Origin of the sequence: Streptomyces sp. NPDC004284 (assembly GCF_042874035.1) — a bacterium.
Classification (GTDB): domain Bacteria; phylum Actinomycetota; class Actinomycetes; order Streptomycetales; family Streptomycetaceae; genus Streptomyces.
In genome coordinates this window covers 414,864-441,049 of record NZ_JBIAMJ010000001.1, presented here as the reverse complement: position 1 = coordinate 441,049, position 26,186 = coordinate 414,864, and the positions used below count along the sequence as shown (strand labels likewise).

The following is a 26,186-nucleotide window of genomic DNA, read 5'->3' as shown; positions in this document are numbered from 1 at the left end:
TGAGAGCTGGATTCCGCTTAACGGGCGGGAGCAGGCCCATGGGCGGCCGACCCGGCCGGGCCCGGCTATACATTGCGCGTATACACCCCGTGTATAGTGAGGTCATGTCCATCGGTCACACCCTCCTCGGGCTCCTGGAGTCCGGACCGCGCCACGGCTACGACCTCAAGCGCGCCTTCGACGAGAAGTTCGGCCAGGACCGGCCGCTCCACTACGGCCAGGTCTACTCGACCATGTCCCGGCTCCTGAAGAACGGCCTGGTCGTCGTCGACGGCATCGAGGCCGGCGGCGGCCCGGAGCGGAAGCGGTACGCGATCACCGAGGCCGGCATCACCGATGTCGCCCAGTGGCTCGCCACCCCCGAGAAGCCGGAGCCGTACCTCCAGTCCACGCTCTACACCAAGGTCGTCCTGGCCCTGCTCACCGGCCGCGGGGCCGCCGAGATCCTCGACACCCAGCGCGCCGAGCACCTGCGCCTGATGCGCGAGCTCACCCGGCGCAAGCGGGACGGCGACCTCGCCGACCAGCTCATCTGCGACCACGCCCTCTTCCACCTGGAGGCGGACCTGCGCTGGCTGGAGCTGACCGCCGCCCGCCTCGACGCGCTCGCCGAGGAGATCCGCCGATGAGCTCCACCCCGCTGCTGAGCGCCACCGGCCTCGACAAGGCCTACGGCCCGACCCCGGCGCTCGCGGGCGCCGACTTCGCCCTCCGGGCCGGCGAGGTCGTCGCCGTCATGGGCCCCTCCGGCTCCGGCAAGTCGACGCTCCTGCACTGCCTGGCCGGCATCGTGCGCCCCGACGCGGGCACCATCACCTACGACGGACGCGAGCTCACCGCGCTCTCCGACGGCGCGCGCAGCTCCCTGCGCCGCACCGACTTCGGCTTCGTCTTCCAGTTCGGCCAGCTCGTCCCCGAGCTGACCTGCGTCGAGAACGTCGCCCTCCCGCTCCGCCTGAACGGCGAGAAGCGGAAGGCCGCCGAGGCCAGGGCCGCCGAATGGCTCGCCCGCCTGGAGGTCGACGCCGTCGCGGCCAAGCGCCCCGGCGAGATATCCGGCGGCCAGGGCCAGCGCGTCGCCGTCGCCCGCGCCCTCGTCACCTCCCCGCGCGTGATCTTCGCCGACGAGCCGACCGGCGCGCTCGACTCCCTCAACGGCGAGCGGGTCATGCGGCTCCTCACCGACGCCTCCCGGGACACCGGCGCCGCCGTCGTCCTCGTCACCCACGAGGCCCGGGTCGCCGCGTACTCCGACCGCGAGGTCGTCGTCCGGGACGGTTCCGTACGGGACTCGGAGTGGGCGGCATGAGCCTCGGCACCTGGGCCCGCGACCTGACGCTCGGCGCCCGGTTCGCGGTCACCGGCGGCCGCTCCGGCCTGCTCCGCACCCTGCTGACCGCGACCGGCGTCGGCTTCGGCGTGGCCCTGCTGCTGCTCGCCGCCTCCTTCCCGAACATGCTCTTCCAGCGGGAGGTGCGGGAGGCGGTCCGCGCCGTCGACGGCAGCGAGCAGATCGACTCCCCGCGGCCCGACAGCTTCCTCCACCTCGGCCAAACCACCGTCTACCGGGACGACGCCGTCAGCGGCCTGCTGCTGCGCCCCGAGGGCGACGCGCCCCCGGTCCCGCCGGGCGCCGCGAAGTTCCCCGGGGCCGGCGAGATGCTCGTCTCCCCCGCGCTGGGGGAGCTGCTCGACTCCCCCGAGGGCGCCCTCCTCAAGAAGCGGCTGCCCTACAAGACCGTCGGGACGATCGGTCCCGCCGGACTCATCGGACCGGCCGAACTGCGCTACGTCGCCCACGTCGACTTCCTCGACACCGAGAACTACGACGGGCGCGGCACGCGCTACGGCTGGTCGGTGCCCGGGGAGCCGATGAACGCGTTCCTCATCCTCCTCGTCGTCGTCGCCTGCGTCGTCATGCTCCTGCCGGTCCTCGTCTTCATCGCGACCGCCGTCCGCTTCGGCGGCGAGCAGCGCGACCGGCGGCTCGCGGCCCTCCGGCTGATCGGCGCGGACACCGCCATGACCCGGCGGATCGCGGCCGGCGAATCCCTCGCGGGCGCGCTGCTCGGCCTCCTCGTGGGCCTCGGACTCTTCATGGCGGGCCGGCAGTTCGCGGGGGCCTTCACCATCTGGGACGTCAACGCCTACCCGTCCGACGTCGTGCCGATGACCGCGCTCGCCGTCCTCGTCCTCGCCGTCGTCCCGGTCGCCTCGGTCGTGGTCACCCTCTTCGCGCTGCGCGGGGTGGCGATCGAACCGCTCGGCGTCGTACGGGCCTCCACCCCGCGCCGCCGCCGGCTGTGGTGGCGGCTGCTGCTCCTCGCGGTCGGCGCGGCCTTCCTGGTCCCGCTCATCGGCGAGATCCAGATGGCCCAGACCAGCATCGACACCGTGGGGGTCGTGGCCGGCACCGCGCTCTCCCTGATCGGCCTCACCTCGCTCCTGCCGTGGCTCGTCGAGGCGGGTGTGAAGCGGCTGCACGCCGGTCCCGTGGCCTGGCAGCTCGCGGTCCGCAGGCTCCAGCTGAGCAGCGGCACGGCGGCCCGCGCGGTCAGCGGGATCGTCGTCGCGGCGGCCGGGGCGATCGCGCTCCAGATGATGTTCCAGGCGATGGAGAACGACTTCACGCTGCCCACGGGCGAGGACACGTCCCGCGCCCAGCTCGTGGTCGACGCCGACACCAGGACCGCCGACGAGGCCCGCGGGGTGATCGACCGCATCGGGCGGACCGAGGGCGTCGCCGGCGTGAGCGGCGTCGTCGAGTCCACCGTGTGGCGGCCCGGGCCCCTCAAGGGCGGCGAGGAGTTCTCCCCGATGGCCTCGCTCCGGGTCGGCGACTGCGCCTCCCTCCGGGAGTTCGCCACGCTCCCCTCCTGCGCGGACGGCGACGTCTTCGTCTTCCTCGCGCGCGGCAAGCAGGGCAACCCGGACGACTCCTTCGTCGAGAAGGTCGCACGGCCCGGCGCCGCGGTCGCCCTGCGCGACCCGCATCCGTACCCGGGGGCGCCGAAGCCCCCGAAGGGGCCGCTGCCGCAGTGGCGCATCCCCGCCGACGCCCGGATCGTGGACTCCCGGCCGGACCCGACGGGCATGTACGAGTACGGGGTCCTCGCCACCCCGAAGGCGATCGGCACCGCCCCGCTCGACACGCCCGAGGCGCAGGCCATGGTCCGGCTCGATCCGGCCGTGCCCGACGCCGCCGACCTCGTACGGAACACGGCGGCGGCCATCGACCCGACGTCCATGGTCCGCACCCTGAAGGACACCCAGCGCGACGCGGCGTTCTCCAGCGTCCGCACCGGCATCCTCGTCGGCTCCACCCTGACGATGCTCCTGGTGGCGGCCTCGCTCCTGGTCGCGACCCTGGAGCAGCTCAGGGACCGCAAGCGGCTGCTCTCCTCGCTCGTCGCCTTCGGCACCCGGCGCTCGACCCTGAGCTGGTCGGTGCTGTGGCAGACGGCGGTGCCGATCGTCCTCGGGCTGGTCCTCGCCGTGGCGGGCGGTCTCGGCCTCGGCCTCGTCCTGCTGCAGACCAGCGGGCAGCCGGTCACCGACTGGTGGGTGTTCCTGCCCGTCGTCGGGATCGGCCTCGGTCTGATCGCGGCCGTGACGCTGCTGAGCATGCCGGTGCTGTGGCGGCTGATGCGGGCGGACGGGCTGCGCACGGAGTAACCCTCCGTTCGCGTGTGCGAGGGGGTCTCAGATCCCCTCGCACATCCGTACCGGAAGCTCCTCCATCGCCCCGCGCAGGGCCTCCGCCAGCTCCTCGAACTCGGCGTGCCGCGCCGCGCCCGTCCGCATCGCGAGGGCGATCCGCCGGGAGGGCGCCGGCTCGGCGAACCCCCCGGTCCACAGGGCGGTGTTACGGGCGGTCTCGACGGTCACGGCGGTGCGGGGCAGCAGGGTCACCCCCAGGCCGCCGGCGACCAGCTGGACCAGGGTGGCGAGCCCGGCGGCGGTGGTGGTGACCTCGGCGCCGTCGGTGCGCCCGGCCTCGCGGCAGATGTCGAGGGCCTGGTCGCGCAGGCAGTGCCCCTCGTCGAGGAGCAGCAGCCGCAGCTCCCTGAGGGCCTCGCGCGGGATGTCGTCCCGCCCGGCCAGCGGGTGCCCCTCGGGGGTGACCAGGACGAAGTCCTCGTCGAAGAGCGGGATTTCGGTGACTCCGGGCACACCGAGGGGCACGGCGAGCAGCAGCAGGTCCAGCCGCCCGGCGGCGAGCCCCTCCAGGAGCGAGGAGGTCTGCTCCTCGTGGACCTGGAGGTCGAGCTCGGGATAGCGGCGGTGGACGAGCCGCAGGACGGTGGGCAGCAGATACGGCGCCACGGTGGGGATCACGCCGAGCCGGAGGACCCCGGTGAAGGGCGCCTGGGCCGCCTCCGCCTCCTCCATCAGCTCCGCCACCGCGTCGAGGACCGTCCGCGCGCGGACCGCGAGCCGCTCCCCGGCGGGCGAGAGCAGCACTTTTCTCGTCGTACGCTCGAGGAGCTGGACACCGAGTGCCTCTTCGAGAGCCGAAACCGCGCCCGAGAGCGCGGGCTGGCTCATGCCGATGGCGGCCGCCGCATCACGGAAGTGCAGATGCTCGGCCACCGCCGCGAAGGCTCTGAGCTGCGAGAAGCTCGGCTGCTTCGTGCGCCGGACGGAAACCACTGATAACCACCTTCGATCAACACGACCGAGTCTAGCTATTTCACTGATCAATGCACCCCGTGCCAGTATGTGAGACGTCCAACCCCCACGGAAGCCCCCAAAAGGGACCCTTCCTGTTGCAAGGAGAGCGCGTGCTCACTGTCGGTGACAAGTTCCCCACCTACGACCTGACCGCCTGCGTGTCGCTGGAGAGCGGCAAGGAGTTCGCGCAGATCGACCACAAGGCCTACGAGGGCAAGTGGCGCGTGGTGTTCTTCTGGCCGAAGGACTTCACCTTCGTCTGCCCGACCGAGATCGCCGCGTTCGGCAAGCTGAACGACGAGTTCGCCGACCGTGACGCCCAGATCCTCGGTGTCTCCGGCGACTCCGAGTTCGTCCACCACGCCTGGCGCAAGGACCACGCCGACCTGCGTGACCTGCCCTTCCCGATGCTGGCCGACTCCAAGCACGAGCTCATGCGCGACTGCGGCGTCGAGGGCGAGGACGGCTTCGCCCAGCGCGCCGTCTTCATCGTGGACCCGAACAACGAGATCCAGTTCACCATGGTGACCGCCGGCTCCGTCGGCCGTAACCCCAAGGAGGTCCTGCGGGTCCTCGACGCCCTGCAGACCGACGAGCTCTGCCCGTGCAACTGGAACAAGGGCGAGAACACCCTCGACGCGGCCGCGCTCCTCGCCGGCGAGTAAGGGCTGACCTGACATGGCTCTCGACGAACTGAAGTCCGCCATACCGGACTTCGCCAAGGACCTGAAGCTGAACCTCGGTTCGGTCATCGGCAACAGCGACCTCCCGCAGCAGCAGCTGTGGGGCACCGTCCTCGCCTGCGCGATCGCCTCGCGCTCGCCGAAGGTGCTCAAGGAGCTGGAGCCCGAGGCCCAGGCGAACCTGAAGCCCGAGGCGTACCAGGCCGCCAAGTCCGCCGCCGCGATCATGGCGATGAACAACGTCTTCTACCGGACCCGGCACCTGCTGTCGGACCCCGAGTACGGGACGATGCGCGCCGGCCTGCGGATGAACGTCATCGGCAACCCGGGCGTCGAGAAGGTCGACTTCGAGCTGTGGTCGCTGGCCGTCTCCGCGATCAACGGCTGCGGCCAGTGCCTGGACTCGCACGAGCAGGTCCTGCGCCAGGCCGGTGTCGACCGCGCCACGATCCAGGAGGCGTTCAAGATCGCCGCGGTGATCCAGGCGGTCGGCGTCACGCTCGACGCGGAGGCCGTGCTCGCCGAGTAGGGCCGCGCCGCACGAGAAGGGCCCCGGGGTGTCACACCCCGGGGCCCTTCCGTCACTTCTTGAGCGCCTCCATCAGCGCCAGCACGTCCTGGGTCATCGGGACGTCGATCCCGGAGAGGTCGACGGGTTTGGCCTCCTCGAGCGGTTTCCCGTTCTCGTCGGTGTTGACGTACCGGTAGAGGCGGAACTGGATCTCGACCTGGCCGTCGAGGACCCGGAGCTCTCCGCCCTCGCCGCCCACGTCGTCGAAGAGGGCCCGCTCCCCCAGACCGCCGATCGGCGTGGTGATCTCGGCGTGCTCGGCCCGCGCCGCGAACTCGGGCTCCGGGTCCGTCACCTTGTGCAGGGTGTACGTGAGGTCGGCGCTGTACCCGGTGTTCGGACCGCCGAAGGTCATCGAGCAGGACGCCTCGTACACGGCCGGATCGTCGATCTCGGGCCCGTGGCCGTCCTCGCTCCGCCTGCCGAGGATCCCGCCGAGCGCCTTCAGCTTCGCCGTCCTGCAGAGCTCGCCTTCCTCCTTCAGCGTCCGGTACCCGCCCAGATCCGGGCCCGGGTCCTCCCGCTGCCCGTACGCGTACAGTCCGCCGCCCCACACCGCCGAGGCGAGCACCGCGCCGCCCAGCGCCCACAGCCAGGGCCGGGGGGCCCGGGGCGGGCGCGGCGGCGGGGCGTCGGTGAGGACCTCGGGGGCGTCGAACTCCACCCCGCCCACGAGCTCCGGCTCGGATATCACGCGCGGTCCCCCTCGACGCTGCCCGGCGCCGGTACGGGTGCCACGGCGAAGGCCGTGGCACCGCGCGGTTCCGGCGTGCTGAGGAGGGCCTGTTCGGTGCTGTAGGCGCGCAGGTAGCCGACGACCGTGTTGGCGACGGCGACCAGCGGGACGGCGACGACGGCTCCGCCGATGCCGGCGGTCAGTCCGCCGGCGGCGACGGCGAGGACGACGGCGAGCGGGTGGACGCGGACGGCCCGGCCGAGGATGAAGGGCTGGAGGATGTGGCCCTCGATCTGCTGCACGGCGAGGACGACGACGAGCACCATCAGGGCGGTGAACACGCCGTTGGTGACGAGGGCGACGACGCAGGCGAGGGCGCCGGAGAAGACCGCGCCGACCAGCGGGATGAAGGCGAAGAGGAAGATGAAGACGGCCAGCGGCACCGCCATCGGCACGTCGAGGAACCAGAGTCCGATGCCGATGAAGACGGCGTCGATGAGGGCGACGAGGACCGTGCCGCGCACATAGGCGGTGAGGGTGCGCCAGGCGCGCGGGCCGGCGCCGGCGACGCCCGGCCGGGCCTGGGCGGGCACCAGCTTGAGCGTCCACTCCCAGACCTTCTTCCCGTCGTAGAGCAGGAAGAGCGTCGAGAACATGGCGAGCAGGATGCCGGTCATGGCCTCGACGACGACGGTGACGCCCTGGAGTCCGACCTGGGTTATCTGTTCGGCGTTGGCTCCGACGGAGTCGCTGAGGTTCTTCGCGATGCCGTTGATCTGCTGCTCGGTGACGTGGAAGGGGCTGTTGAGGAGTCCTCGCTTGAGCTCCTCGATGCCGTTCTTGATCTGGTCCGACAGGTTGTCGATGTTGTCCATGACCTGCCAGACCACGAACCAGCCGACCAGGCCCATGACGACGAAGCCGGAGACGGCGGTGACGGCGGTGGCGAGTCCGCGGGGCAGGCCCTTGCGGCGGAGCAGGGCCACGGTGGGCTGGAGCAGGGCGGTGACGAGGAGCGCGGCGACGAAGGCGAGGACGACCAGCTGCACGGAGCTGATCACCTTCATCAGCACCCAGACCGTGCCGGCGAGGACGAGCAGCCGCCAGCCCGCCTCGGCGGCCACGCGCATGCCCCAGGGGATGGCGGCGACGGGGTCGGGGCGGGCGGCGACGGCCGGCGCGTACGAGGGGGGTGCGGGGACGGAGCGGCCCGGCTCGGCGGCCTCGGCCCCCGGGAGGGGCGCGGCGGTGTCGGCGGGGGCGGCGGCCGGCCGCGCGGGGGCGGCGGCCGTGCGCGGTGCCTCGTACGGGACCTCGTAGGCGGCCTCGTAGGCGGGCTCGTACGGCGGTCCGAGCGGATCGCCCCGTTCCGCCTCGGCCCGGCGCTCGTCGAGGCGTTCGCCCATGCGGCTCAGGCTCGCGCCGATACCGGACAGCCATCCCGGCACTCTGGACATCGCTTTCCCCTTCCCCCGCAGGTCCCGCCCCGCCGTTTCCTCCTCGCGAACCTACACGCAAGAAGCCCCCCACCGTAGGACGGTGAGGGGTTCTCGGAGGTTGAGCGCGCTGGGACTAGTACCAGCGGTTGGCCTGCCAGAACGACCAGGCGCCGCACGGGCTGCCGTAGCGGCCGTCCATGTAGCTGAGACCCCACTTGATCTGGGTGGCGGGGTTGGTCTGCCAGTCGGCGCCGGCCGAGGACATCTTGGAGCCCGGGAGGGCCTGCACGAGGCCGTAGGCGCCCGAAGACGGGTTGGAGGCGCGGTAGTTCCAGCCGGACTCGTGGTCCACGATGTTGCTGAAGCACTGGAACTGGTCCGAGGCCATCATCGACCGGGCCATGGCCTTGATCTCGGAGACGCTGTAGGAGCCGCCACCCCCCGCGGGGGCCGAGAAGGACGAGACGTCGCGGGCGGCGGAGCGGTTGGCGCGCTCCTCGGCCTCCTTGCGCTCCTTCTCGGCCTTGGCCTCGGCGGCGGCCTTGTCGGCGGCCTCCTTCTTCGCCTCGGCGTCCTTGGCGGCGCGGATGCGGGCCGTCTCCTCCGCGGACTTCTTCGCGGCGGCGTCGGCGGCGGCGGCCTGGACGTCGGCCTGCTCCGAGAGGGACGAGACCTGTACCTGGGCCTGCTCGCCCGCGGGGATGTCCGCGAGCAGCGTGGTGTCGGCCGCGGTGGCTTCGAAGTTGGCGTCCGAGGCCTGGGCGGCGTTGCCCGTGGCAACACCGGCGATGGCGCCGACAGTGGTGACCGCAGTGGCCGAAGCCACCGCGAATCCCCGGACCGAGATCCGGCTCACACGGTTTCCTTCCAGCACGTCCGCACAGGTGACCACGCGGGCGAAATCTTGCCCCTGGCACTGGTCTCCGACGTACGGGGTCACAGAAGACACGGGCCCGTGGTGCTGTGGGCGGCATACGGCTACGGCTGTGGAGTTGTGTGGTGCGGTGCGCACCCCTGAGGGTGCACGTGTGCCGTATGCGGGGCCTGACGGAAGCAAGACTCTGCCGGACGGCGGCGGCGCAAGGCAATTCTGGGCCGCGTGTGAAAGCTCACACCTGGGTGGACGCAGGTGTTTTGACGGATACGAGGACAGCGCGACGCCGCCCGGCTAAGCTCCTGCGCTTTGCCGGGCGGCGCCAACTGCCTTACCCGTACAGACGGGTACGAAGCGGTCAGATCTGGCCGTCCTCCAGCATCTCCGTCACGAGCGCGGCGATCTGGGAGCGCTCGGAGCGGGTGAGGGTGACGTGGGCGAAGAGCGGATGCCCCTTCAGCTTCTCGACGACGGCGACGACTCCGTCGTACCGGCCGACCCGGAGGTTGTCGCGCTGGGCGACGTCATGGGTCAGCACGACCCGCGAATTCGCCCCGATACGGGACAGAACGGTCAACAGGACGTTCCGCTCCAGGGACTGGGCCTCGTCCACGATGACGAAGGCGTCGTGGAGCGAGCGGCCCCGGATGTGGGTGAGCGGCAGGACCTCCAGCATCCCGCGCCCGAGCACCTCCTCGATGACCTCGCGGCTGGCGACCGAGGACAGGGTGTCGAACACCGCCTGGGCCCACGGGCTCATCTTCTCGGACTCGCTGCCCGGCAGGTATCCGAGCTCCTGGCCGCCGACCGCGTACAGCGGACGGAAGACCATCACCTTCTGGTGCTGCCGGCGCTCCAGGACCGCCTCCAGGCCCGCGCAGAGCGCGAGCGCGGACTTGCCGGTGCCGGCCCGGCCGCCCATGGAGATGATGCCGACGTCCGGGTCGAGGAGCAGGTCGAGCGCGATCCGCTGCTCGGCGCTGCGGCCGTGCAGCCCGAAGGCCTCCCGGTCACCCCTGACCAGCCGTACGTTCCCCTCGGCGGTGACCCGGCCGAGCGCCTTGCCGCGCTCGGACTGGAGCACCAGGCCCGTGTGGACCGGAAGCTCGGCGGCCTCCGGCACGTACAGCGTGTGCTGCTCGAAGAGCAGGTCCACCTGCTCGCCGGAGAGCGCGAGCTCGGACATCCCGGTCCAGCCGTTGGAGTCCGTGATGGCGAGCTCGGCGCGGTACTCCTCGGCGAGGAGCCCGACCGAGGAGGCCTTGATGCGCAGCGGCAGGTCCTTGGAGACGACCGTGACGTCGTACCCCTCCGCCTGGAGGTTGCGCGCGACCGCGAGGATCCGTGAGTCGTTGTCCCCCAACCTGTAGCCGGCGGGCAGGACGCCGGGGTCGGAATGGTTGAGTTCGACACGCAGGGTGCCGCCCAGGTCCCCGATGGGGAGCGGGGCGTCCAGGCGCCCGTACCGGACCCGGAAGTCGTCGAGCAGGCGCAGCGCCTGCCGGGCGAAGTAGCCGAGTTCGGGGTGGTGCCGCTTGGCCTCCAGCTCCGTCACGACGACGATCGGGAGCACCACCTCGTGCTCCTCGAAGCGCGAGAAGGCGTTGGGGTCGGCCAGCAGGACGCTGGTGTCGAGAACATAGGTGCGCCGGTCGGAAAGGCGGCGCTTCGTGCTGGTCACCACGGAAGGACAGACCCCCTTGAAAGACCCCTGTGAGGTCGGGGTGCGACGGAACCGGTGTCGCTGCGGAATGGGACCGGGCTCAGGCCGCGATGCGCGGGCCGAACCACGGCCCTCCGCTTCTCCCGTACGTGTCCCGCACGGTCGTCCTGGTGCAAGGGGCCTCCCGGGTGGCGGTCTCCGTGCCGCTCACTTCACCAGGGGTATGCCCTCGAACGCCCCTTGCCATGCCATGGCATATGACGACGTGTTCATGAACACGAGGTGATCGGTTCCGACCGGGAATGTCCGGGTGGGGTCTCGGGGGTCTCGGGGGTCTCGGGAAGGGTCAGGCCCCGTAGCGCCGGTGCCGGGCCGCGTAGTCCCGCAGCGCCCGCAGGAAGTCGACCTTGCGGAAGGCCGGCCAGTGGACCTCGCAGAAGTAGTACTCGGAGTGGGCGCTCTGCCAGAGCATGAAGCCCGACAGACGCTGCTCGCCGCTGGTGCGGATCACCAGGTCCGGGTCGGGCTGCCCGCGCGTGTACAGGTGCTCCGAGATGTGCTCGACGTCGACGATCTCGGCGAGCTCCTCGAAGCTCGTCCCCCGCTCCGCGTGCTCCAGGAGCAGCGAGCGGACCGCGTCCGCGATCTCCTGCCGGCCGCCGTAGCCCACGGCGACGTTCACGAGTATCCCGGTGTTGGTGCGGGTGGCCTCCTCGGCCTCCTTGAGCACCGTCTGCGTACGGGAGGGCAGCAGGTCCATCGTGCCGACGTGGTGGACCCGCCAGCGGCCGTCGGCGGCCAGCGACCGCACGGCGTTCTCGATGATGCCGAGCAGCGGGACGAGCTGCTCCTCGGGGCGGTTCAGGTTGTCCGTGGAGAGCATCCAGAGCGTGACGACCTCGACGTCCGTCTCGGCGCACCAGCCCAGCAGCTCCTGGATCTTGTCCGCTCCGGCCTTGTGTCCCTGCTCGGGGGTCCCGCCGGACGCCTTGGCCCAGCGACGGTTCCCGTCGAGGATGACCCCGATGTGCTTGGGCACCTGGGTGTGGTCGAGGCGGCCTTCCACCCGGCGTGCGTAGAGCCCGTACACCAGGTCGCGCAGGTTCACTGTTCTTTACCCCTCCATGCAGTGTCGGCCCCCCGAAGCCGCCACATTACTGCGGAGGGGTAACGAGCTCCCAGCCCGGGACTGTCACAAGTCCGTGATAAGCAGAGATACGTGACTGATTCCCCCCTCTACCGCGCCGCAGCGGAGCGATACGACTCCATGGAGTACCGCCGCTCCGGCCGCAGCGGTCTCAAGCTCCCCGCGATCTCCCTCGGCCTCTGGCACAACTTCGGCGACGACCGCGCGCTCGACACGCAGCGCGCGATCCTGCGCCGCGCCTTCGACCTCGGCGTGACCCACTTCGACCTGGCGAACAACTACGGGCCGCCGCCCGGCTCCGCCGAGCTGAACTTCGGCAAGCTCTTCGCCCAGGACTTCGCGCCCTACCGCGACGAGCTGATCGTCTCGACCAAGGCCGGCTACGAGATGCACCCCGGCCCGTACGGCGAGTGGGGCTCCCGCAAGTACCTGATGTCCTCGCTCGACGCCTCCCTGAAGCGGATGGGCCTCGACTACGTCGACATCTTCTACTCGCACCGCTTCGACCCCCACACCCCGCTGGAGGAGACGATGGGGGCCCTGGCCTCCGCCGTCCAGCAGGGCAAGGCGCTGTACGTCGGCGTCTCCTCGTACGACAGCGAGCAGACCGCCGAGGCCGCGCGGATCCTCCAGGACATGGGCGTCCGGCCGCTCATCCACCAGCCCTCGTACTCCATGATCAACCGGTGGACCGAGGAGGACGGCCTCCTCGACACCCTGGAGGCGGCCGGCATGGGCTGCATCTCCTTCGTGCCGCTGGCGCAGGGGCTGCTCACCAACAAGTACCTGAAGGGCATCCCGGAGGGCTCGCGGGCCACCCAGGGCAAGTCCCTCGACCCGAACCTGCTCTCCGACGAGGTGCTGCGGCGCCTGCGCGGCCTCGCGGACATCGCCGAGCGGCGCGGGCAGTCCCTCGCCCAGCTGGCGCTGTCGTGGGTGCTGCGGGACGAGCGGATGACCTCGGCGCTGATCGGCGCGTCCAGCGTCGCCCAGCTGGAGGAGAACGTGGCCGCGCTCGCGGGCGCGCCGCTGACGGACGAGGAGCTCAAGGAGATCGACTCGTTCGCGGTGGACACCGCCGGCGCGAACATCTGGGCCGGCCGGGGCTGACCCGTTCCCGGTGGAAAGAAAACGGGCCGGTCCGTGGGGGGGATACGGACCGGCCCGAGGGGGGGTTTCCACCATAACCCTTCGATAGTCGTGTTGCGTGCCACGTGCGCCGAACAAAGCGTGTCGGATGCGCCGGATCCCAAGCGACACAAGGGCTCCGGGGCCCTGTGGCGGGTTTGCGCCCCGGCGTGGCGGCGGGGTTCCGTCCCTCCCAAGGGGGACCGGCCCGCAGGGGCGCGGCGTTGACGTCCGCGGGCGGCTTCCCGGCAGGTGCGGGCGGCTTCCCGGCAGGTCAGGCGTCGGATCGCCGGTGCAGCAGCGTGATGCCGTCACGCCGGGCGACGACCTCGTAGCCGTACGTCCGGACCGCGGCCTCCAGCTCGGCCCGCTGCCGCTCCAGGGGGTAGGGCCAGTGCCCGGAGGGGTACGGCCAGGCCTCGGGCGCCCGCTCGTCGTGGACGATCCATTCGGCGGTCGGCGCCGGGATGCGCGGGACGTCGTAGCGGTAGAGCTCGCCGCCCACCGGGAACGTGGGGAAGAGGACGACCGTGCAGCGGGCCGTGAGCTGCGGTGCGAGCCGGTTGGAGGCGGCGACGGTGGTGCCGTCGGGGATCCGGGCGAGCAGCGCGCGGGCCGCCTCGATGTGCGGCGTGGTGTGCCAGGTGGCCCGCTGGGCGAGCTGGGCCAGCGGGAAGGACGGGAGCAGCACGACGGTCACGGCGAGGACGGTCGCGAGGACGGCCCTCAGCTCACGCCTTTCGGGGGCCCGCCGGCCGAGCGCGTCGACGAGACCGGCGAAGACGACCGGCATGAGGATCGCGCTGTAGTGGAAGGCCGTGCCCCAGTGGAAGCCGTTCTCGGAGAGCAGCCGCCAGCCGAGCGTGGGGACGGCGGTCAGCGCGAGCGGTGACCGGAGCGCCAGGAACGCCGACGGGGCGAAGACCAGGACCAGGGTGACCGCCTTCACCTCGGGGCGCAGCAGGTCGAGCGGGGCGTGCGCGAGGGCGGAGAGCAGGGAGCCCTGCGCGTCGGCGAGGTTCCCGCCGTGGGCGTATCCCCCGCCGGGATTGAAGGCCGGCAGCAGGACCTTCACCTCCAGGAGCGAGCCGAGGACCCCGGCGGCGGCGGTGACGAGCCCGAGGCGGCGGGGCCCCTTGATCGCGACGTACGCCCCCACGGCGGCCAGCGTGAACCCCAGGTCCTCCTTGACCAGCAGCAGCGGCGCCGCCCAGCCGACGGCCTGCCGCCAGCGCCGCCCCGCCAGCGCTTCGAGGGAGAAGGACAGCAGCGGGACGGCGAGCGCGACCTCGTGGAAGTCGAAGGCGGCGGCGGAGGCGATCCCCCAGCTCAGCCCGTACCCGGCGGCGACGGCATGCGCGGCCGCCGGTCCGAGGACGACCCCGGCCCGGCGCGCGAGCGGGACCACGGCGAGGGCGAGCAGCGCGGACTGGGCGAGGAGCAGACAGAGCGGGGACGGCCAGATCCGGTAGAGGGGCGCGAGGACCGCGAGCAGGGGGTGGAAGTGGTCGCCGAGGAGGTCGAACCCCTCTCCCCGCAAGGGGACGACGGGCGCCCGCAGTTCGGCGTAGGCACGGACGGCCTGCTCGAAGATGCCGAGGTCGTAGCCGGTGGTCCGCAGGAGCTGGTGGCGGCGCACGGCGACGGTCGCGTAGAGGAGGAAGAGCCCGAGGGCCCAGGCCCAGGGGACGAGGGACCGGCGGGTCGGGGGCGCGGACGCCTTGCCCTTTACGGGTGCTTCGCTCGCAATTGTCAGCATGTGCGGCGATGCTAGGGGCGGGCTTTCAGGGAATCGCGGTGAACGCGCCGAGGAGGAGGCCGAGCAGCGCGCCGGCGAGCATGAAGGGCCCGAAGGGGATCGCCGAGGAGCGGTCGGCCCGGCGCAGCAGGACGAGGCCGAGACCGTACAGCGCGCCGAGGAGGAACCCGGCGAAGGCCCCGGCGAAGAGCACCCCCCAGCCGTACCAGCCGAGCGCGGCGCCCAGCGGGACCGCCAGCTTCACGTCGCCGAAGCCGAGCTGGCTCGGGCTGATCAGGAACAGCACCAGATAGGCCCCGCCGAGGACGAGCCCGCCGAGCAGCGCGTGGATCCAGGATCCACCCTCGTACGGGAGGAGTTCGGCGCCGCCGAGGAGCAGCGGGACGGCGACGGCCAGCGGCAGCGTCAGACCGTCCGGAAGCCGGTGCACGCGCGCGTCCACCGTGGCGAGGAGGACGGCGAAGGGCGCGCCGAGCAGCCAGACCGCCAGCTCGGGCCGGGGCCCGCCGGTGGCGGCGGCGAGCGCGGCGCAGACCAGGGCGGTGAGCAGCGGCGCGAGGAGCGGGCTCCCGGTGGTCGCGCAGTCCTGCCTCCCGGGGCCACCGAGCCAGCCGCGCCCCGGCCCGGCGAGCACGTGCCCTGCGGGGCAGCGGTCCCGCCACGGCTCCTCCGGCTCCACGGAGAACCGGTACGCGGCCCGGGGCACGAGCAGCCCGACGGCGGCCCCCCACAGGGCGGCGACGGCGATCAGCGTGACGTACACGGACGAGACCCTAGGCGCCGGGGCCGCTACGGTCTGCCGCATGGGAGAACGGGCGGGGAAACGGGCGGGGAAATGGGTGGACGGGACGGGGACGTTGGCGGTGGGCGCGCCCGCTCGGGAGGTCCCGCTGGAGGTGGCGGCCTCGTACCGGGCACGGCGGCGGGGACTGCTGGGCCGGGACGGCATCACGGGGGCGCTGCTCATCGTGCGGACGAACAGCGTGCACACCTTCGGCATGCGCTTCCCGATCGACGTGGCCTACCTGGACGGCTCCCTCACGGTCCGGTCCGTGGTGACGATGCGGCCGGGGCGGCTCGGCATGATCCGGCCGCGCGGCCGGCACGTACTGGAGGCGGAGGCGGGCGCGATGGCGGGGTGGGGACTGGAACCGGGGGTACGCGTGCGCGTGGACCTCACGGGGGACTGAAACCGGGGGTACGCGCGCGTGTGGACCTCACGGGGGCCCCGAACCGAGCAGGGTGAAGGCCCCGTAGACGCCGGAGGCGAGGGCGAGCCCGGCGAGGACGGGAACGGCGGTGCGGGTCCGCACGCGCGCGAGGGCCGCGGCGGGCGGGAGGAGCAGCCCGAACGCGGGCATCATCAGGCGCGGCCGGGAGCCGAAGTAGGCGGCGCCGACGAGCGAGACGAACACGACGCCGATCGTGTACACGAGCAGCGGCAGCGGCTGCCGCTGCCGCACGCACAGCGCGACCAGCCAGCCGAGCAGCGCGAGCGCCGCGCACAGCCCGAGGGCGGCGGGCCACGGCAGGCCCGCGATGAACAGGGCGAGGGCGACACCGAAGTCGATGGAGTTGCCCCAGGCGGCCTGGACGTCGAAGTAGGCGGTCGGGCCGCCCTCGCGGACCCCGACGTAGGCGACGTACGCGAGCCAGCCCAGCGGCGCGATCAGCACCCCGGCCACCGTCCGCGCGGGCAGCCGCCGTTCCCGTACGAGGGTGACGAGGGCCGTGATGCCGAGGGCGGCGATCAGCGCGGCGGCCGTCGGCCGGGTGAGCCCGGCGACCGCGCACAGGACCCCGGCGAGGATCCAGCGCCCGCGCAGCACCGCGTACAGGGACCAGGCGGCGAGCGCGGTGAACAGGGTCTCGGTGTACGCCATCGACTGCACGAAGGCGGTCGGGTACACCCCCCAGAGGACGGCGAGGAGCACGCCGGCCCTTCTTCCGGCGACGTGGGCACCGCACGCGTGGATCCCCCAGGCGGCGGCGAGCCCGGCGGTCCAGGAGACGAGCAGCCCGGCGGTGGGCGCGTCGACGGGGAGGAGGGCGGAGAGGCCGCGCTCCAGGGCCGGGAGGAGCGGGAAGAAGGCGAGGTCGGAGTGGACGTCGCCGTTCGGCAGGGTGACCTGGTACCCGTAGCCGTGCTCGGCGATGCGGACGTACCAGACGGAGTCCCAGCGACCGTTGAGCCGGTGCAGCCCGTCCTTCCCGGTGGCACCGGCCGCGACGGCGAGGACGACGAGCCCGACGAGTCGGGTGGCGGCGTACCCGCCGAGGGCGGCGAGGACGGAACGGTCGGGCCGCAGGGGCAGGGCGGATCGGCCGGGTCGATCGGGCCGGTCGGGTCGGTCGGGTCGGTCGGGCCTGGTCAGGGGCATGCGCCCGATTATCCGGGGCCGCCCCCAGGGCTCATCCGAGGGGCCTTATCCGGACGAACTTCGCGGCCATGACGGGACCGAGCTGCTCGACGATGGCGTGCCCGGGCTCGTGCGGCGAGGGCAGGTCGCCGAGGAACGACGTGACGATGACCTCGTCGATGCCGATGACCCCGCGCGCGCTCTGCTCCTCCAGGAAGTCGAGCGTGCGGCGCCAGTCGGCCGCGCCGGGGGCCTCGCCGAGGAAGGACCGGACGGTGTCCTGGACGACGTCCCAGAAGAACACGTGCGGCAGGACTCCGCCCTGATGGAAGACATGGGTCTCGTACGCGCCCCGGAACTCCGGGATGCGGGTGACGAGGTCACTGACCAGTTGCACGCTGGGAGTCGCGCCGGGATTCACGCTCGGGGTCGCGCTCGGGCTCGCCGTCATCTGTCCAGAATGCTCCTGCCCGGAGCGTACGTCTCGCCATATTTACGCTTTCCTGGCGACACCTTTCGGGAGGTTTTCCACAGGGGGTGCGAAGTGTCCCTCTTCCGTGGATCGTTGGGCGTATGTACGAGTTGGCGATCCTCGCCAGGGGCGGGGTACTCCTGACGGTCTGGGCGGTCGCGGCGGGCTGGCCCCCGGGCCGCCTGGCCGGCCGCCTGCGCCGTGACGGCTGGCAGCGGATCTGCCGGGGCGCCTGGGCGGCCCCGGGGAGGGAGCTGGACTGGCGGCTGAGAGCGACCGCCCTCCAGTTCCTGCGCCCTGAACTGGTCTGCAGCCACGGCACGGCGGCGCGACTGCACCGCATCGAGCGGCTGGGAACGGCGGCCGCGGACGACCCCCTGGAATTCACGGCCCCGGCCCCGGCCCGGTCCGCGCCCGGCGCGGCCGTACGGATCCACGGCACCACATTCCTGACGCCCCACGACCGGTCGATACGGCGCGGGCTGCGGACGACGACCCCCGCACGAACGGTCGGCGACCTGATACGAACCTCCGCGACCCGCGAGGAGGCCGTGGTCGTCGCGGACTCGGCCCTCGCCCACCGGGCCGTCGCAGGCGTACGGCGCGAGGCCGTCGTCCGCTACGAGGAACTGGCCGCGGAACTCGCCGCACCCCGGCGAGGCGGAGGTCGCGCCCGCGCCTGGCTCCCCCTGACCGAACCGGCATCCGGCTCCCCTGCCGAGACGGTGGCCCGCCTGCGGATGGGCGACGCCGGCCTCTTCGCCGAGTCCCAACCGGCGGTCCGGACACCGGAGGGCCGGACCCTGCGCCCGGACTTCCTCTTCCGGGCGGCGGGTCTGGCGGTCGAGATCGAGGGATACGCGTTCCACGGCACCCGCCGGGCCCACGAGCGGGACGTCGCCCGTTTCAACGCGCTCCAGTCGTGCCCGGAGGTCCGCCGGGTGCTGCGGTTCACGGCACGGGAGGTGTTCCAGCACCCGGCGCGGATGGTGGCGACGGTGAGGGCGGCGCTGAGCCTCTGACGGCGCGGAACCCGGCGTGCGAGAAGGCCTGTTACGGGGGCGCGCGAGCGGGAAAGAGGGGAACTACGTACGGGGCCCAAGGGGGAACCACGTACAGGGACCAAGGGGGGTCGGATGTCGTCTCGTCCGATGCGGTGGACGGTGGCCGTGGTGGCGGCGGCCGTGACGTTCTGGGTGTGCTTGTGGGCGGCCCGGGCGATGTCGTGGGGGTGGCTGCCGAAGGGGGAGGAGACGCGGTTCGCGGTGGCGATCGCGTTCGCCACCGTGGCGGCGACGGTGGTGGCGGCGGGGATCGGCTGGTGGGCGGGGCGGGAACAGCCGCCTGCGCCCGCACTCACGCCTGCGCCCGGGCGCACGGTGACGCAGCGGGCGACGGCGACCGGCGACGGCCAGGTCATCCAGGTCGGCGGCAGCCGGACCCCCACCCCCGCGTCCGCCGCCCCTGACCGGGTGGAACAGCAGGCGGAAGCATCCGACCGGGGAAGCGTCACCCAGGTCGGCGGGGATCAGCACGTCAACGGAGCGGGGGCCGATGACCAGTCGACACGACCCTGAGCACGTCACACAGCAGGCCGACGCCTCCGGCAACGCCCGGATCATCCAGGCCGGCCGCGACGTGCACTACTGGGAGTCGGGCGGCGGGCCCGCGCCGCAGGCCCTGGACGCCCTGCCTCCGGCGCCGGAGCTGATCGGTCGTACGGCGAAGACCGACGAACTCCTCGAGGCGCTCGCCCCCGGCGGAACGGGGTCGGGCGTGACGGTGGTGACGGGCCTCCCGGGTGTCGGCAAGACGGCCCTGGCCCTGCACACCGCCCACCGGGCCGTCGCTCTGGGCCACTTCCCCGGCGGAACGCTCTTCGTCCACCTGCGCGGCTACGTCCCGACCGGCGCGGTCGGCCCCGACCAGGCGCTTGAGGCACTGCTGCGGGCCCTGGGCGTACGGACCGAGGACCTGCCGCCGACGGTCGAGGAGCAGGCCGGCCTGTACCAGTCGGAGCTGGCCCGCCGCGCCAGGGACCACGGCCCGGTCCTGATCCTCGCCGACGACGCCTCCTCCCCCGCCCAGTTGCTCCCCCTGGTCCCGGCACACCCGGGCCACCGGCTCCTCGCCACGTCCCGCGACGCCCTGACCGCGCCCGACTTCCGGCCCCGACTCGTCCCCCTGGACGAGCTGGACACCACGTCGGCCATCGCGCTGATCGCCGACTCCCTCACCCAGGTCCACTCGGACGACGAGCGGGCCAGGGCGGAGCCCGAGGCACTGGAGCAGGTGGCCGGCCACTGCGGCCGCCTGCCGCTGGCCCTGACCATCGCCGCCGCCCTGCTGATCGACGACCCAGGACTCCGGATCGCCACACTGGCGGACGAACTCGCCGACGCCCACACCCGGCTGGAGTCGCTGCAGCACGAGGACGTCACCGGACGCACCTTGGCGGTCCGCGCCGCGTTCGACCTGTCGCACCGGCGTTTGAAGGAACGGGAGGCCCGACTCTTCGCGCTGCTTCCCCTCAACCCGGGCCCCGACCTGTCGACCGAGGCCGCCACCGCCCTGAGCGGCCGACCCGTCCGAGAGACCCGCAGAAGTCTGGCCTCCCTCACACGGTCCTGCCTGATCAGCGAAGATCCGGTCGGCTCCGACCGCTGGCGGATGCACGACCTGATCCGCCTGTACGCCGTCGAACTCCCCCCTCAGCAGGACGAGAGCCAAGCCCTGGAACGACTCCTCACGCACTACCTCGTCACCTGCGACGCGGCCGACGACCACCTACGCGCGCTGCCGGGCCACCCGGTGCCCGAGCTCTTCCCCGACCGGGCCGCCGCCCTGACCTGGCTGGACGCCGAACGCGCCAACCTCATCGCCACGGTCTCCCGCACCACTGCCGACGCCCCCTCCACGGCCCTGCGCCTGGCCGAATGCCTGAACGTCTATCTGCATCATCGCCGCCGCTTCCACGACATGCTCGCCATCGGCGAGCACGCCCTCACCGCGGCCCGCCAACTCGGCAACCGTCACAGCGAAGCCATGGCGCTCAGCGCACTCGGCAGCGCCCTGCGGGAAGTCCGACGCTTCGACGAAGCCATCACCGCCCACACCCGAGCCATCGCCATCTGCCGCGAACTCGGCGACCACCGCAACGAAGGCCAGTGCCTCACCAACCTCGGCAACGACCTGGAGGAAGTCCGACGCTTCGACGAAGCCATCACCGCCCACACCCGAGCCGCCCACATCTTCCACGAACTCGGCGACCAGCACCGCGGAAGCCAGGCACTCGGCAACCTCGGCAACGCCCTACAAGCAGCACAACGCTTCGACGAAGCCATCATCGCCCACGCCGCAAACCTCACGATCTGCCACGAACTCGGCGATCGCCACGGCGAAGCCATGGCGCTCGGCAACCTCGGCATCGCCCTGTGGAAAGTGCAACGCTTCGACGAAGCCATCACCACCCACACCCGAGCCGCCCACACCTTCCACGAACTCGGCGACCACCACAGCAAAGGCCAGGCACTCGACAACCTCGGCGTCGTCCTGTGGGAAGTACGACGCTTCGACGACGCCATCACCACCCACACCCAAGCCGCCCACACCTTCCACGAACTCGGCGACCACTACCGCGAAGGCGCGGCACTCAACAACCTCGGCAACGCCCTGAGAGAAGTACGACGCTTCGACGAAGCCATCATCGCTCTCACCACGGCTGTCGGCTTCTTCCGAGCGCTCGGCGACCAGCACAACGAAGACCTCGCCAAGGCAAACCTCGACGACACCCTGCGCGAGAAGCGAGAACAGCGGCGCTGGTTCCGGCGCGGCGGAACAGGTCGACCCGAAGCTTGAGCCGCAAGCTTCGAGCCCTGCTCCTACGGAAGGGGCATCGCTGACGCCGATCTCAGTGATGCCCTCCCCCTCGCCGGCCCGGGATACGGAAAGCACTGCACACCGCACCAGGAGCCGCGCGACCCTCAGGACTTCGCCCACCTTCCGGCCCGCGACGCCGCCATCACCGCGCACACCGACCGGTTGCCCGAGGACAGCGACCCCTCGGTGAAGACGCCGGCCACGCGGACGCCGCGCAGACGCCGTACGGCCAGTGCGTCCTGGGCACCGCGCTCGACCGCATCCAGTGGGCCGGTCGTCTGCGGCGCGGACGCGAGTGCCTGGGCGGGCGACGGACGCCCTCAAGGACGGCGACCGCGCCCCCTGCCGGGGCGCACACCCCACGCCCCCGGGTCCGCGCACCCTCCCCGTCTCCCAGACCCGGGCCCGAACCCCCGCCGTCCGGGAGCCGCTGGAGGAGCTACGCCGCCAGCCGAACGCTCACGGCGTGCTGGGTGCGCTGGACGTGGTCCGGGGGAAGGAGATCTCCACGCGCCGGTTCTTCTTCCGGCCCTCCTCGGAGCGGTTGTCAGCGATCGGATAGTCCTCGCTGTACCCGCGCACGTCGTAGCTCGTACCGGGATCAAGCGTCCGCGCCAGCACCTGCTGCACGGCCACCGCCCGCTCCTTCGACAGCTTCAACCCGTGCTCGTACGTCCCCAGGTTGTCGGTGAACCCGAAGACCCGCACCCGCCCGGACCCCATCTTGTTGATCTCTGCGGCGATCGCGGCGATACGGCTCGTCGCGTCGGGCGACAGCTTCGCGCTGTTCTTCGGGAACAGCACCTCGGCCTGCAACGCGAACGTCACGTCCACGTTGGTGTCCTGGCGGCGCTCCTGCCCGCCCTCGTCTTCGACGATCTGCTTGATGTCGAGGACCTTGGCGGAGGCAAGGGTGGCGCCGTCGGGCAGCATCAGCCCCGGCGAGTTCGGGTCGATGACGGGGGCGGGCGAAGAGGTGCCGGCGGGCCCGGGCGGGTTGTCGGCGTAGGCGGTCGGGGCGGCGAGCGGCCAGAGCGCGACGGAGGCGAGGGCTAGGGCGGCGAGGCGGCGGTTTTTCGTCGTCGTCATGTCGTCGCCTCAGGAGAGCTTGAGGGTGGCGGGTTCGAAGGTGGGGAGTTGGAAGGAGACCTCGGTGGTGGAGGCGGGGGGTGCGGGGAATTGCATGAAGACGTCGACCGAACTGCCTGCCGAGACGATCCCCAGACCCGTAGTGGTCAAAGGTCTCCCGTCCGTGTCCCGCAGAACGTAGTAACGCTTCTTCCCCACACCGTCCACGAGGGTGGCTCCGCCGAGAGATGTGCCGTGCTTCAGCACCTCCGTCTCGTCTCCTCTCACGATGTCGGGAACAGCACGCCCCTTGTCAGAGGTGTTCTTCAGAGCCCCTTTGAGAGTCAAGAAGCCACCGGCATCGCGCACTGCCGAATTGATGACCAGCTCAAACCCGTCCTGCCCCTTGACGACCGCCAGTGTCTCTGTAGGTTCCTCGGCCGCCGGCGAGCCCTGGGTGGCTGATGCTCCTTGCTGGGGCGCGGCACTCGTTGAGGCGGGCTTGTTCTCGCTGGGCTTCTCCTCGGCGCCGCACCCGGCCACGAAGAGTGCCACGGACGCGATCGCGACGGCGACCACCCCTCTGCGGGTCTTCCTTGTGTAGCGCGCGTTCATGAAGCGTGCTTCCTTTGCTCGTCGCGGGTCAGTTCAACAGTCGGACTCTGAAGAGATCTGCGGCACTGGGAAGGCTCGGGTTTTCCATATCGATCACCCACGGCTCGCCACCACACATGAGGTCAACCTCGGGATCCTCGTCGTCAGGCTCCTCTTCGCCCTCGCCGGGGCTCGGGGACGGAGACTCTGGAGGCACCGGCGGATCGAAGGAGCAACGCGATTCGATCACGGCTTCAGCCGACGCCGTTGCACGATACGACTCTCGGCCCGTTGTACGTACGGTCACCTTGAAACCGTGCTCCCCTGTAGCGAGAGGCACACATCCATTGTCGCCCGCTAGCGACGCCTCGTTCCGAGCCGCAAACTCCTCCGCCTGCTGGCACGGGGAGTCACCGGTGTCCACCTCGCCCTGAAGGAACCTGTTCCACTGCCCTGGATCGAGGATCACTTCGATCCAGCCGTCACGCAGCTGCTCTCGGGCATCCTGAGCCGCTGCTAGGGCTGCTGCGTCCGCAGCAGTCTGGGCGCTGTTCCGCGTCAATGCAGCCTGGCCCACCAAGAAGTAGGCGAACGCCAGAAACAAGAGCCCGGCAATGACCGCGATGTAAACAGGGAACGCTTGCCCTGCGTCACTGCCTCTTTCGCCCAGCAGAACTATCCGGTCAACTCGGCGATCTTGTTCTTGATCGCCGTCATGATCGTGCTCCCGATGTCCGTACCCGTGATCGCAATGACAATCGCCACCACCACCACAATGATCCCCAAATACTCCACCGCCGTCTGCCCGCGGTCCCGCGCCTGCCCCTCCAACCGGTCGGCAAGCTGCATACGTACCTTGGTCAGGGCCTTCAGCATCGCGTCGTTCATCGTGGTCCCCTCCGCGTTCAGACGCCTGCGCTTGGGCACGGTACGCCGACGGGCGGGTCGGCGGACAGGGCCCGTGGGGCCTGGTGTGGGCCCCGGTCATCGGGTGGGCCTGGTGCCCAGGAAGGAGGCTATGGCCTCGGTGCGAGTGGGGGGGGTGGAGTTCGGCGAAGATGCGGCTGGTGTGGTGGTGGGCCGTCGTCTTGGTGAGGACGTAAGTCGCGGCGACCTGCCGGTTGTTCGGGCCTGTGGCGGTCAGGTCCATCACACCACCCCTCTCACACTCGGTTCGCACTCTGTCACATGCGGTTGTGTGAGCGAAGGGGGATCCTCAACATGAGGTGAGATCGAGACAGTTGTGGACGTCCGTCGCGGAAGGGCCGGGGTGTTCACTGTCCGCCCGTCACCGAGCCGAAGTCCGTGCCCGTGCCCAGGAAGAGGCCCGCGCCGAGGAGGATCATCGTCGCCGGGACCATGAGGGTGGTGATCACCATCGTGGCCTTCGGGACCGCCTTCGCGGCCTTCCTCCGTGCGTTCTGGGCGTCCGTGCGGCGCATGTCGTTGGCGATCTGGATGAGGGTGTCGACGATGGGGGCGCCGAGTTCCTCGCCCTGTTGGAGGGCTGTGACGAACTGGGCGACCTGTTCGGAGTCGTTGCGGCGGCGGAGTTCGTCGAAGGCTTGGCGGCGGCTGACGCCCATGTCCATCTGGCGGAGCGTGATGCGGAGTTCGTCGGCCCAGGGGCCCTCGTACTTCTCCGCGACGCGTTCCAGTGCCTGTCGGAAGCCCAGGCCTGCCGACACGACGACCGCCAGGACGTCGAGGAAGTCCGGGAGGGTGCGTTCGATCTGGTCCTTGCGGATGCGGACGGCGGACCAGATGCCGACCTCCGTCCAGAAGGCGCCGAAGGCGAGGAGGAGGAGGGCCGTCACGTACGAGCCCTTGCTGAGCATCACGAGGCCGCCGAGACCGCCGAGGAAGCCGTAGACCGCTCGTCTCGCCCCGTAGCGGTCGATGGTCAGGCCTCCCGGGTTGCCTGCCAGGTCGATGCGGCGGCGGACCGCGTTGACGCGCTTCGGGCCCATCAGGCGCAGTACCGCCGGGGACCAGCGCATGCCCAGGCGGTCGACGGCCGAGTCGACGGCGCCGGTGCGGGTGGCGCCGACTTCGAGGGCGAGTTCGAGGTCGTCGGGGAGTTTGGCGTCGGCGCGGTAGAGGCGTAGGCCGTAGGCGAAGCCCGTGACGGCGAGGCCGGCCAGGAGGGCGAGGAGGAGGTCCACGGCGGCGGTCCCTATACGTCGATCTTCGAGAAGCGGCGGATGGCGGCGAAGCCGACCACGTACAGCGCGAACGCGGCGATGACGGCGAACTGTCCGATCGTCGAGCCGGTCATGCGGTCGAGGGCGCCGGGCTGCAGGTTGTCGATGAGGAGGAGGGAGCCGACGCCGATGACCGGGACGGAGTACGCGGTCATGCTCACCTGCGAGAGCTGGGTGCGGACCTCGCGCCGGGTCTCCTTGCGCTCCTCCAGGGTCTCGGTGAGGTTGCGGAGGGAGGAGACGACCGTGCCGCCGGCCCGGTTGGCGAGGACGAGGGTCGTGACGAGGACGACGAGTTCGCGGGAGGGGAGGCGTTCGGCGAGCTCCCCCAGGGCGTCGTCGAGGGACGTGCCGACGGCCAGCTGCTGGGCCACCTTCTCCAGTTCGTCTCCCGCCGGGGCCTCCAGCTCGTCGGCGGCGAGGCTGAGGGCCATGCGGAGGGCGAGGCCGGCCTGCGTGGCGTTGGCCAGGATGCGGGAGAGCTCCGGGAGCTGGTTGATGAAGCGTTCGATGCGCTTCTGGCGCTGCCAGTTGAGGTAGCCGAGGGCGACCCAGATGCCGAGGAGTCCGCAGATCGGGCCGAAGAACGGGGACAGCGCCGCCTGCCCCACCACCCAGAGGACCGCCACGGTCGCCGCGAGCGCCACCGTGAACTCGCCGGGCGTGACGTCGAGGCCCGTCGCCGCGATCCGCAGCTCCAGTCTCCGGCCGAGGGCGGTCTTCCGTACGCGCTTGTCGACGCCCCGGAAGCGGCGCCTGCGGCGGCCTGTCACGGCCTCCGGCTCGCCGCTCTCGTCCAGGCGGGCGACGAGGGCCGCGTGGCGGCGGGCCCCGTTCGCGTACGTCTGCACGCCGACGACGCCGAGGACGCAGGCGAGCAGCGCCACGCCGGTCGTCAGCCAGAAGGGGTCCGTCATCGCTGTGCCCCCTCGGCGTTCCGGGTGGGGTCGTCCGTCATCGCTGTGCCCCCTCGGCGTTCCAGGTGGGGTCGTCCG

At 71.5% G+C, this 26,186-nt stretch carries 26 protein-coding genes; 10 read left to right on the top strand and 16 right to left on the bottom strand.

From position 1 onward, the window contains the following. Positions 1-104: 104 nt before the first annotated feature. From ACFYUS_RS02105 to ACFYUS_RS02095, 3 genes are read left to right on the top strand one after another with little or no spacing between them, the layout of a single operon-like run. Entirely contained in the window at positions 105-629 is a 525-nt protein-coding gene (locus tag ACFYUS_RS02105) for a PadR family transcriptional regulator (protein WP_030692793.1), read from the top strand. Next, positions 626-1,309, top strand: coding sequence for an ABC transporter ATP-binding protein (locus ACFYUS_RS02100; RefSeq protein WP_388844608.1), 684 nt, complete (start codon positions 626-628; stop codon positions 1,307-1,309). The genes ACFYUS_RS02105 and ACFYUS_RS02100 overlap by 4 nt, the downstream gene beginning before the upstream one ends. After that, the gene (locus ACFYUS_RS02095; RefSeq protein ID WP_388844606.1) at positions 1,306-3,675 is read left to right on the top strand and encodes an FtsX-like permease family protein; all 2,370 of its coding nucleotides are present in this window, start codon (positions 1,306-1,308) and stop codon (positions 3,673-3,675) included. The genes ACFYUS_RS02100 and ACFYUS_RS02095 overlap by 4 nt, the downstream gene beginning before the upstream one ends. Before the next feature lie 27 nt (positions 3,676-3,702). Here ACFYUS_RS02095 and ACFYUS_RS02090 read toward each other — a convergent pair whose 3' ends face one another. After that, positions 3,703-4,653, bottom strand: a complete 951-nt coding sequence (locus ACFYUS_RS02090; RefSeq protein WP_388844605.1) for a LysR substrate-binding domain-containing protein — start codon at positions 4,651-4,653, stop codon at positions 3,703-3,705. 131 nt (positions 4,654-4,784) lie between these two features. Between ACFYUS_RS02090 and ACFYUS_RS02085 the strand changes: the two genes are divergently transcribed. Together ACFYUS_RS02085 and ACFYUS_RS02080 are read left to right on the top strand one after the other, a co-directional pair. Further along, positions 4,785-5,339: a peroxiredoxin gene (locus tag ACFYUS_RS02085; RefSeq protein WP_388844604.1), complete on the top strand. Its 555-nt coding sequence runs from the start codon at positions 4,785-4,787 to the stop codon at positions 5,337-5,339. Between the two features lie 13 nt (positions 5,340-5,352). Beyond that, complete coding sequence (locus tag ACFYUS_RS02080; protein WP_388844602.1) at positions 5,353-5,886, top strand: alkyl hydroperoxide reductase; 534 nt, start codon at positions 5,353-5,355, stop codon at positions 5,884-5,886. Between the two features lie 52 nt (positions 5,887-5,938). Here the strand turns inward: ACFYUS_RS02080 and ACFYUS_RS02075 are convergent, their stop codons facing one another. The 5 genes from ACFYUS_RS02075 to ACFYUS_RS02055 form a co-directional block, all read right to left on the bottom strand. Further along, entirely contained in the window at positions 5,939-6,622 is a 684-nt protein-coding gene (locus tag ACFYUS_RS02075; protein WP_388844601.1) for a hypothetical protein, read from the bottom strand. Continuing rightward, positions 6,619-8,061, bottom strand: a complete 1,443-nt coding sequence (locus tag ACFYUS_RS02070; RefSeq protein ID WP_388844599.1) for an AI-2E family transporter — start codon at positions 8,059-8,061, stop codon at positions 6,619-6,621. The genes ACFYUS_RS02075 and ACFYUS_RS02070 overlap by 4 nt, the downstream gene beginning before the upstream one ends. A gap of 115 nt (positions 8,062-8,176) precedes the next feature. Further along, positions 8,177-8,899, bottom strand: coding sequence for a lytic transglycosylase domain-containing protein (locus tag ACFYUS_RS02065; protein WP_388844597.1), 723 nt, complete (start codon positions 8,897-8,899; stop codon positions 8,177-8,179). A 376-nt stretch (positions 8,900-9,275) separates the two neighbouring features. Beyond that, the gene (locus ACFYUS_RS02060; protein WP_388844596.1) at positions 9,276-10,601 is read right to left on the bottom strand and encodes a PhoH family protein; all 1,326 of its coding nucleotides are present in this window, start codon (positions 10,599-10,601) and stop codon (positions 9,276-9,278) included. A 325-nt stretch (positions 10,602-10,926) separates the two neighbouring features. After that, positions 10,927-11,688, bottom strand: coding sequence for an isoprenyl transferase (locus ACFYUS_RS02055; RefSeq protein ID WP_388844594.1), 762 nt, complete (start codon positions 11,686-11,688; stop codon positions 10,927-10,929). A 111-nt stretch (positions 11,689-11,799) separates the two neighbouring features. On the opposite strand from ACFYUS_RS02055, the gene mgrA reads away from it, so the two are divergent. Next, entirely contained in the window at positions 11,800-12,837 is a 1,038-nt protein-coding gene (gene mgrA / locus ACFYUS_RS02050) for an L-glyceraldehyde 3-phosphate reductase (RefSeq protein WP_388844593.1), read from the top strand. Positions 12,838-13,129: 292 nt separating this feature from the next. Here mgrA and ACFYUS_RS02045 read toward each other — a convergent pair whose 3' ends face one another. Beyond that, positions 13,130-14,614 (bottom strand): DUF2079 domain-containing protein, encoded by a 1,485-nt coding sequence (locus tag ACFYUS_RS02045; RefSeq protein WP_388844591.1) that lies wholly within the window; start codon positions 14,612-14,614, stop codon positions 13,130-13,132. A 25-nt stretch (positions 14,615-14,639) separates the two neighbouring features. Further along, on the bottom strand, positions 14,640-15,377 hold the full coding sequence (locus ACFYUS_RS02040; RefSeq protein WP_388844589.1) for a prepilin peptidase: 738 nt from the start codon (positions 15,375-15,377) through the stop codon (positions 14,640-14,642). Between the two features lie 40 nt (positions 15,378-15,417). On the opposite strand from ACFYUS_RS02040, the gene ACFYUS_RS02035 reads away from it, so the two are divergent. Then, positions 15,418-15,804: a DUF192 domain-containing protein gene (locus ACFYUS_RS02035; RefSeq protein WP_388844588.1), complete on the top strand. Its 387-nt coding sequence runs from the start codon at positions 15,418-15,420 to the stop codon at positions 15,802-15,804. 27 nt (positions 15,805-15,831) lie between these two features. Here the strand turns inward: ACFYUS_RS02035 and ACFYUS_RS02030 are convergent, their stop codons facing one another. Together ACFYUS_RS02030 and ACFYUS_RS02025 are read right to left on the bottom strand one after the other, a co-directional pair. After that, positions 15,832-16,995 carry a hypothetical protein gene (locus ACFYUS_RS02030; protein ID WP_388844586.1) on the bottom strand — a complete coding sequence of 388 codons (1,164 nt, stop codon included), beginning with the start codon at positions 16,993-16,995 and terminating at the stop codon, positions 15,832-15,834. Positions 16,996-17,026: 31 nt separating this feature from the next. Beyond that, positions 17,027-17,371 carry a hypothetical protein gene (locus ACFYUS_RS02025; protein ID WP_388844584.1) on the bottom strand — a complete coding sequence of 115 codons (345 nt, stop codon included), beginning with the start codon at positions 17,369-17,371 and terminating at the stop codon, positions 17,027-17,029. 176 nt (positions 17,372-17,547) lie between these two features. Between ACFYUS_RS02025 and ACFYUS_RS02020 the strand changes: the two genes are divergently transcribed. The 3 genes from ACFYUS_RS02020 (at position 17,548) to ACFYUS_RS02010 (ending at position 21,304) form a co-directional block, all read left to right on the top strand. Then, positions 17,548-18,468, top strand: coding sequence for a hypothetical protein (locus tag ACFYUS_RS02020; RefSeq protein WP_388844582.1), 921 nt, complete (start codon positions 17,548-17,550; stop codon positions 18,466-18,468). A gap of 114 nt (positions 18,469-18,582) precedes the next feature. After that, positions 18,583-19,023, top strand: a complete 441-nt coding sequence (locus ACFYUS_RS02015; RefSeq protein WP_388844580.1) for a hypothetical protein — start codon at positions 18,583-18,585, stop codon at positions 19,021-19,023. After that, a complete protein-coding gene (locus tag ACFYUS_RS02010) occupies positions 19,001-21,304 on the top strand; it encodes a tetratricopeptide repeat protein (protein ID WP_388844578.1) in 2,304 nt (767 codons plus the stop codon). The genes ACFYUS_RS02015 and ACFYUS_RS02010 overlap by 23 nt, the downstream gene beginning before the upstream one ends. A 480-nt stretch (positions 21,305-21,784) precedes the next feature. Here the strand turns inward: ACFYUS_RS02010 and ACFYUS_RS02005 are convergent, their stop codons facing one another. The 6 genes from ACFYUS_RS02005 to ACFYUS_RS01980 all read right to left on the bottom strand — a co-directional run bounded on the left by ACFYUS_RS02005 (position 21,785) and on the right by ACFYUS_RS01980 (position 26,108). Then, positions 21,785-22,414 carry an OmpA family protein gene (locus ACFYUS_RS02005; protein ID WP_388844576.1) on the bottom strand — a complete coding sequence of 210 codons (630 nt, stop codon included), beginning with the start codon at positions 22,412-22,414 and terminating at the stop codon, positions 21,785-21,787. A gap of 9 nt (positions 22,415-22,423) precedes the next feature. Beyond that, positions 22,424-23,008, bottom strand: coding sequence for a hypothetical protein (locus ACFYUS_RS02000; RefSeq protein ID WP_388844574.1), 585 nt, complete (start codon positions 23,006-23,008; stop codon positions 22,424-22,426). Between the two features lie 28 nt (positions 23,009-23,036). After that, positions 23,037-23,657, bottom strand: coding sequence for a pilus assembly protein TadG-related protein (locus tag ACFYUS_RS01995; RefSeq protein WP_388845959.1), 621 nt, complete (start codon positions 23,655-23,657; stop codon positions 23,037-23,039). A gap of 5 nt (positions 23,658-23,662) precedes the next feature. Further along, complete coding sequence (locus ACFYUS_RS01990) at positions 23,663-23,875, bottom strand: Flp family type IVb pilin (protein WP_388844572.1); 213 nt, start codon at positions 23,873-23,875, stop codon at positions 23,663-23,665. A 386-nt stretch (positions 23,876-24,261) separates the two neighbouring features. After that, positions 24,262-25,152 (bottom strand): DUF5936 domain-containing protein, encoded by an 891-nt coding sequence (locus ACFYUS_RS01985; protein ID WP_388844570.1) that lies wholly within the window; start codon positions 25,150-25,152, stop codon positions 24,262-24,264. Positions 25,153-25,163: 11 nt separating this feature from the next. Continuing rightward, complete coding sequence (locus ACFYUS_RS01980; RefSeq protein WP_388844568.1) at positions 25,164-26,108, bottom strand: type II secretion system F family protein; 945 nt, start codon at positions 26,106-26,108, stop codon at positions 25,164-25,166. Positions 26,109-26,186 lie beyond the last annotated feature (78 nt).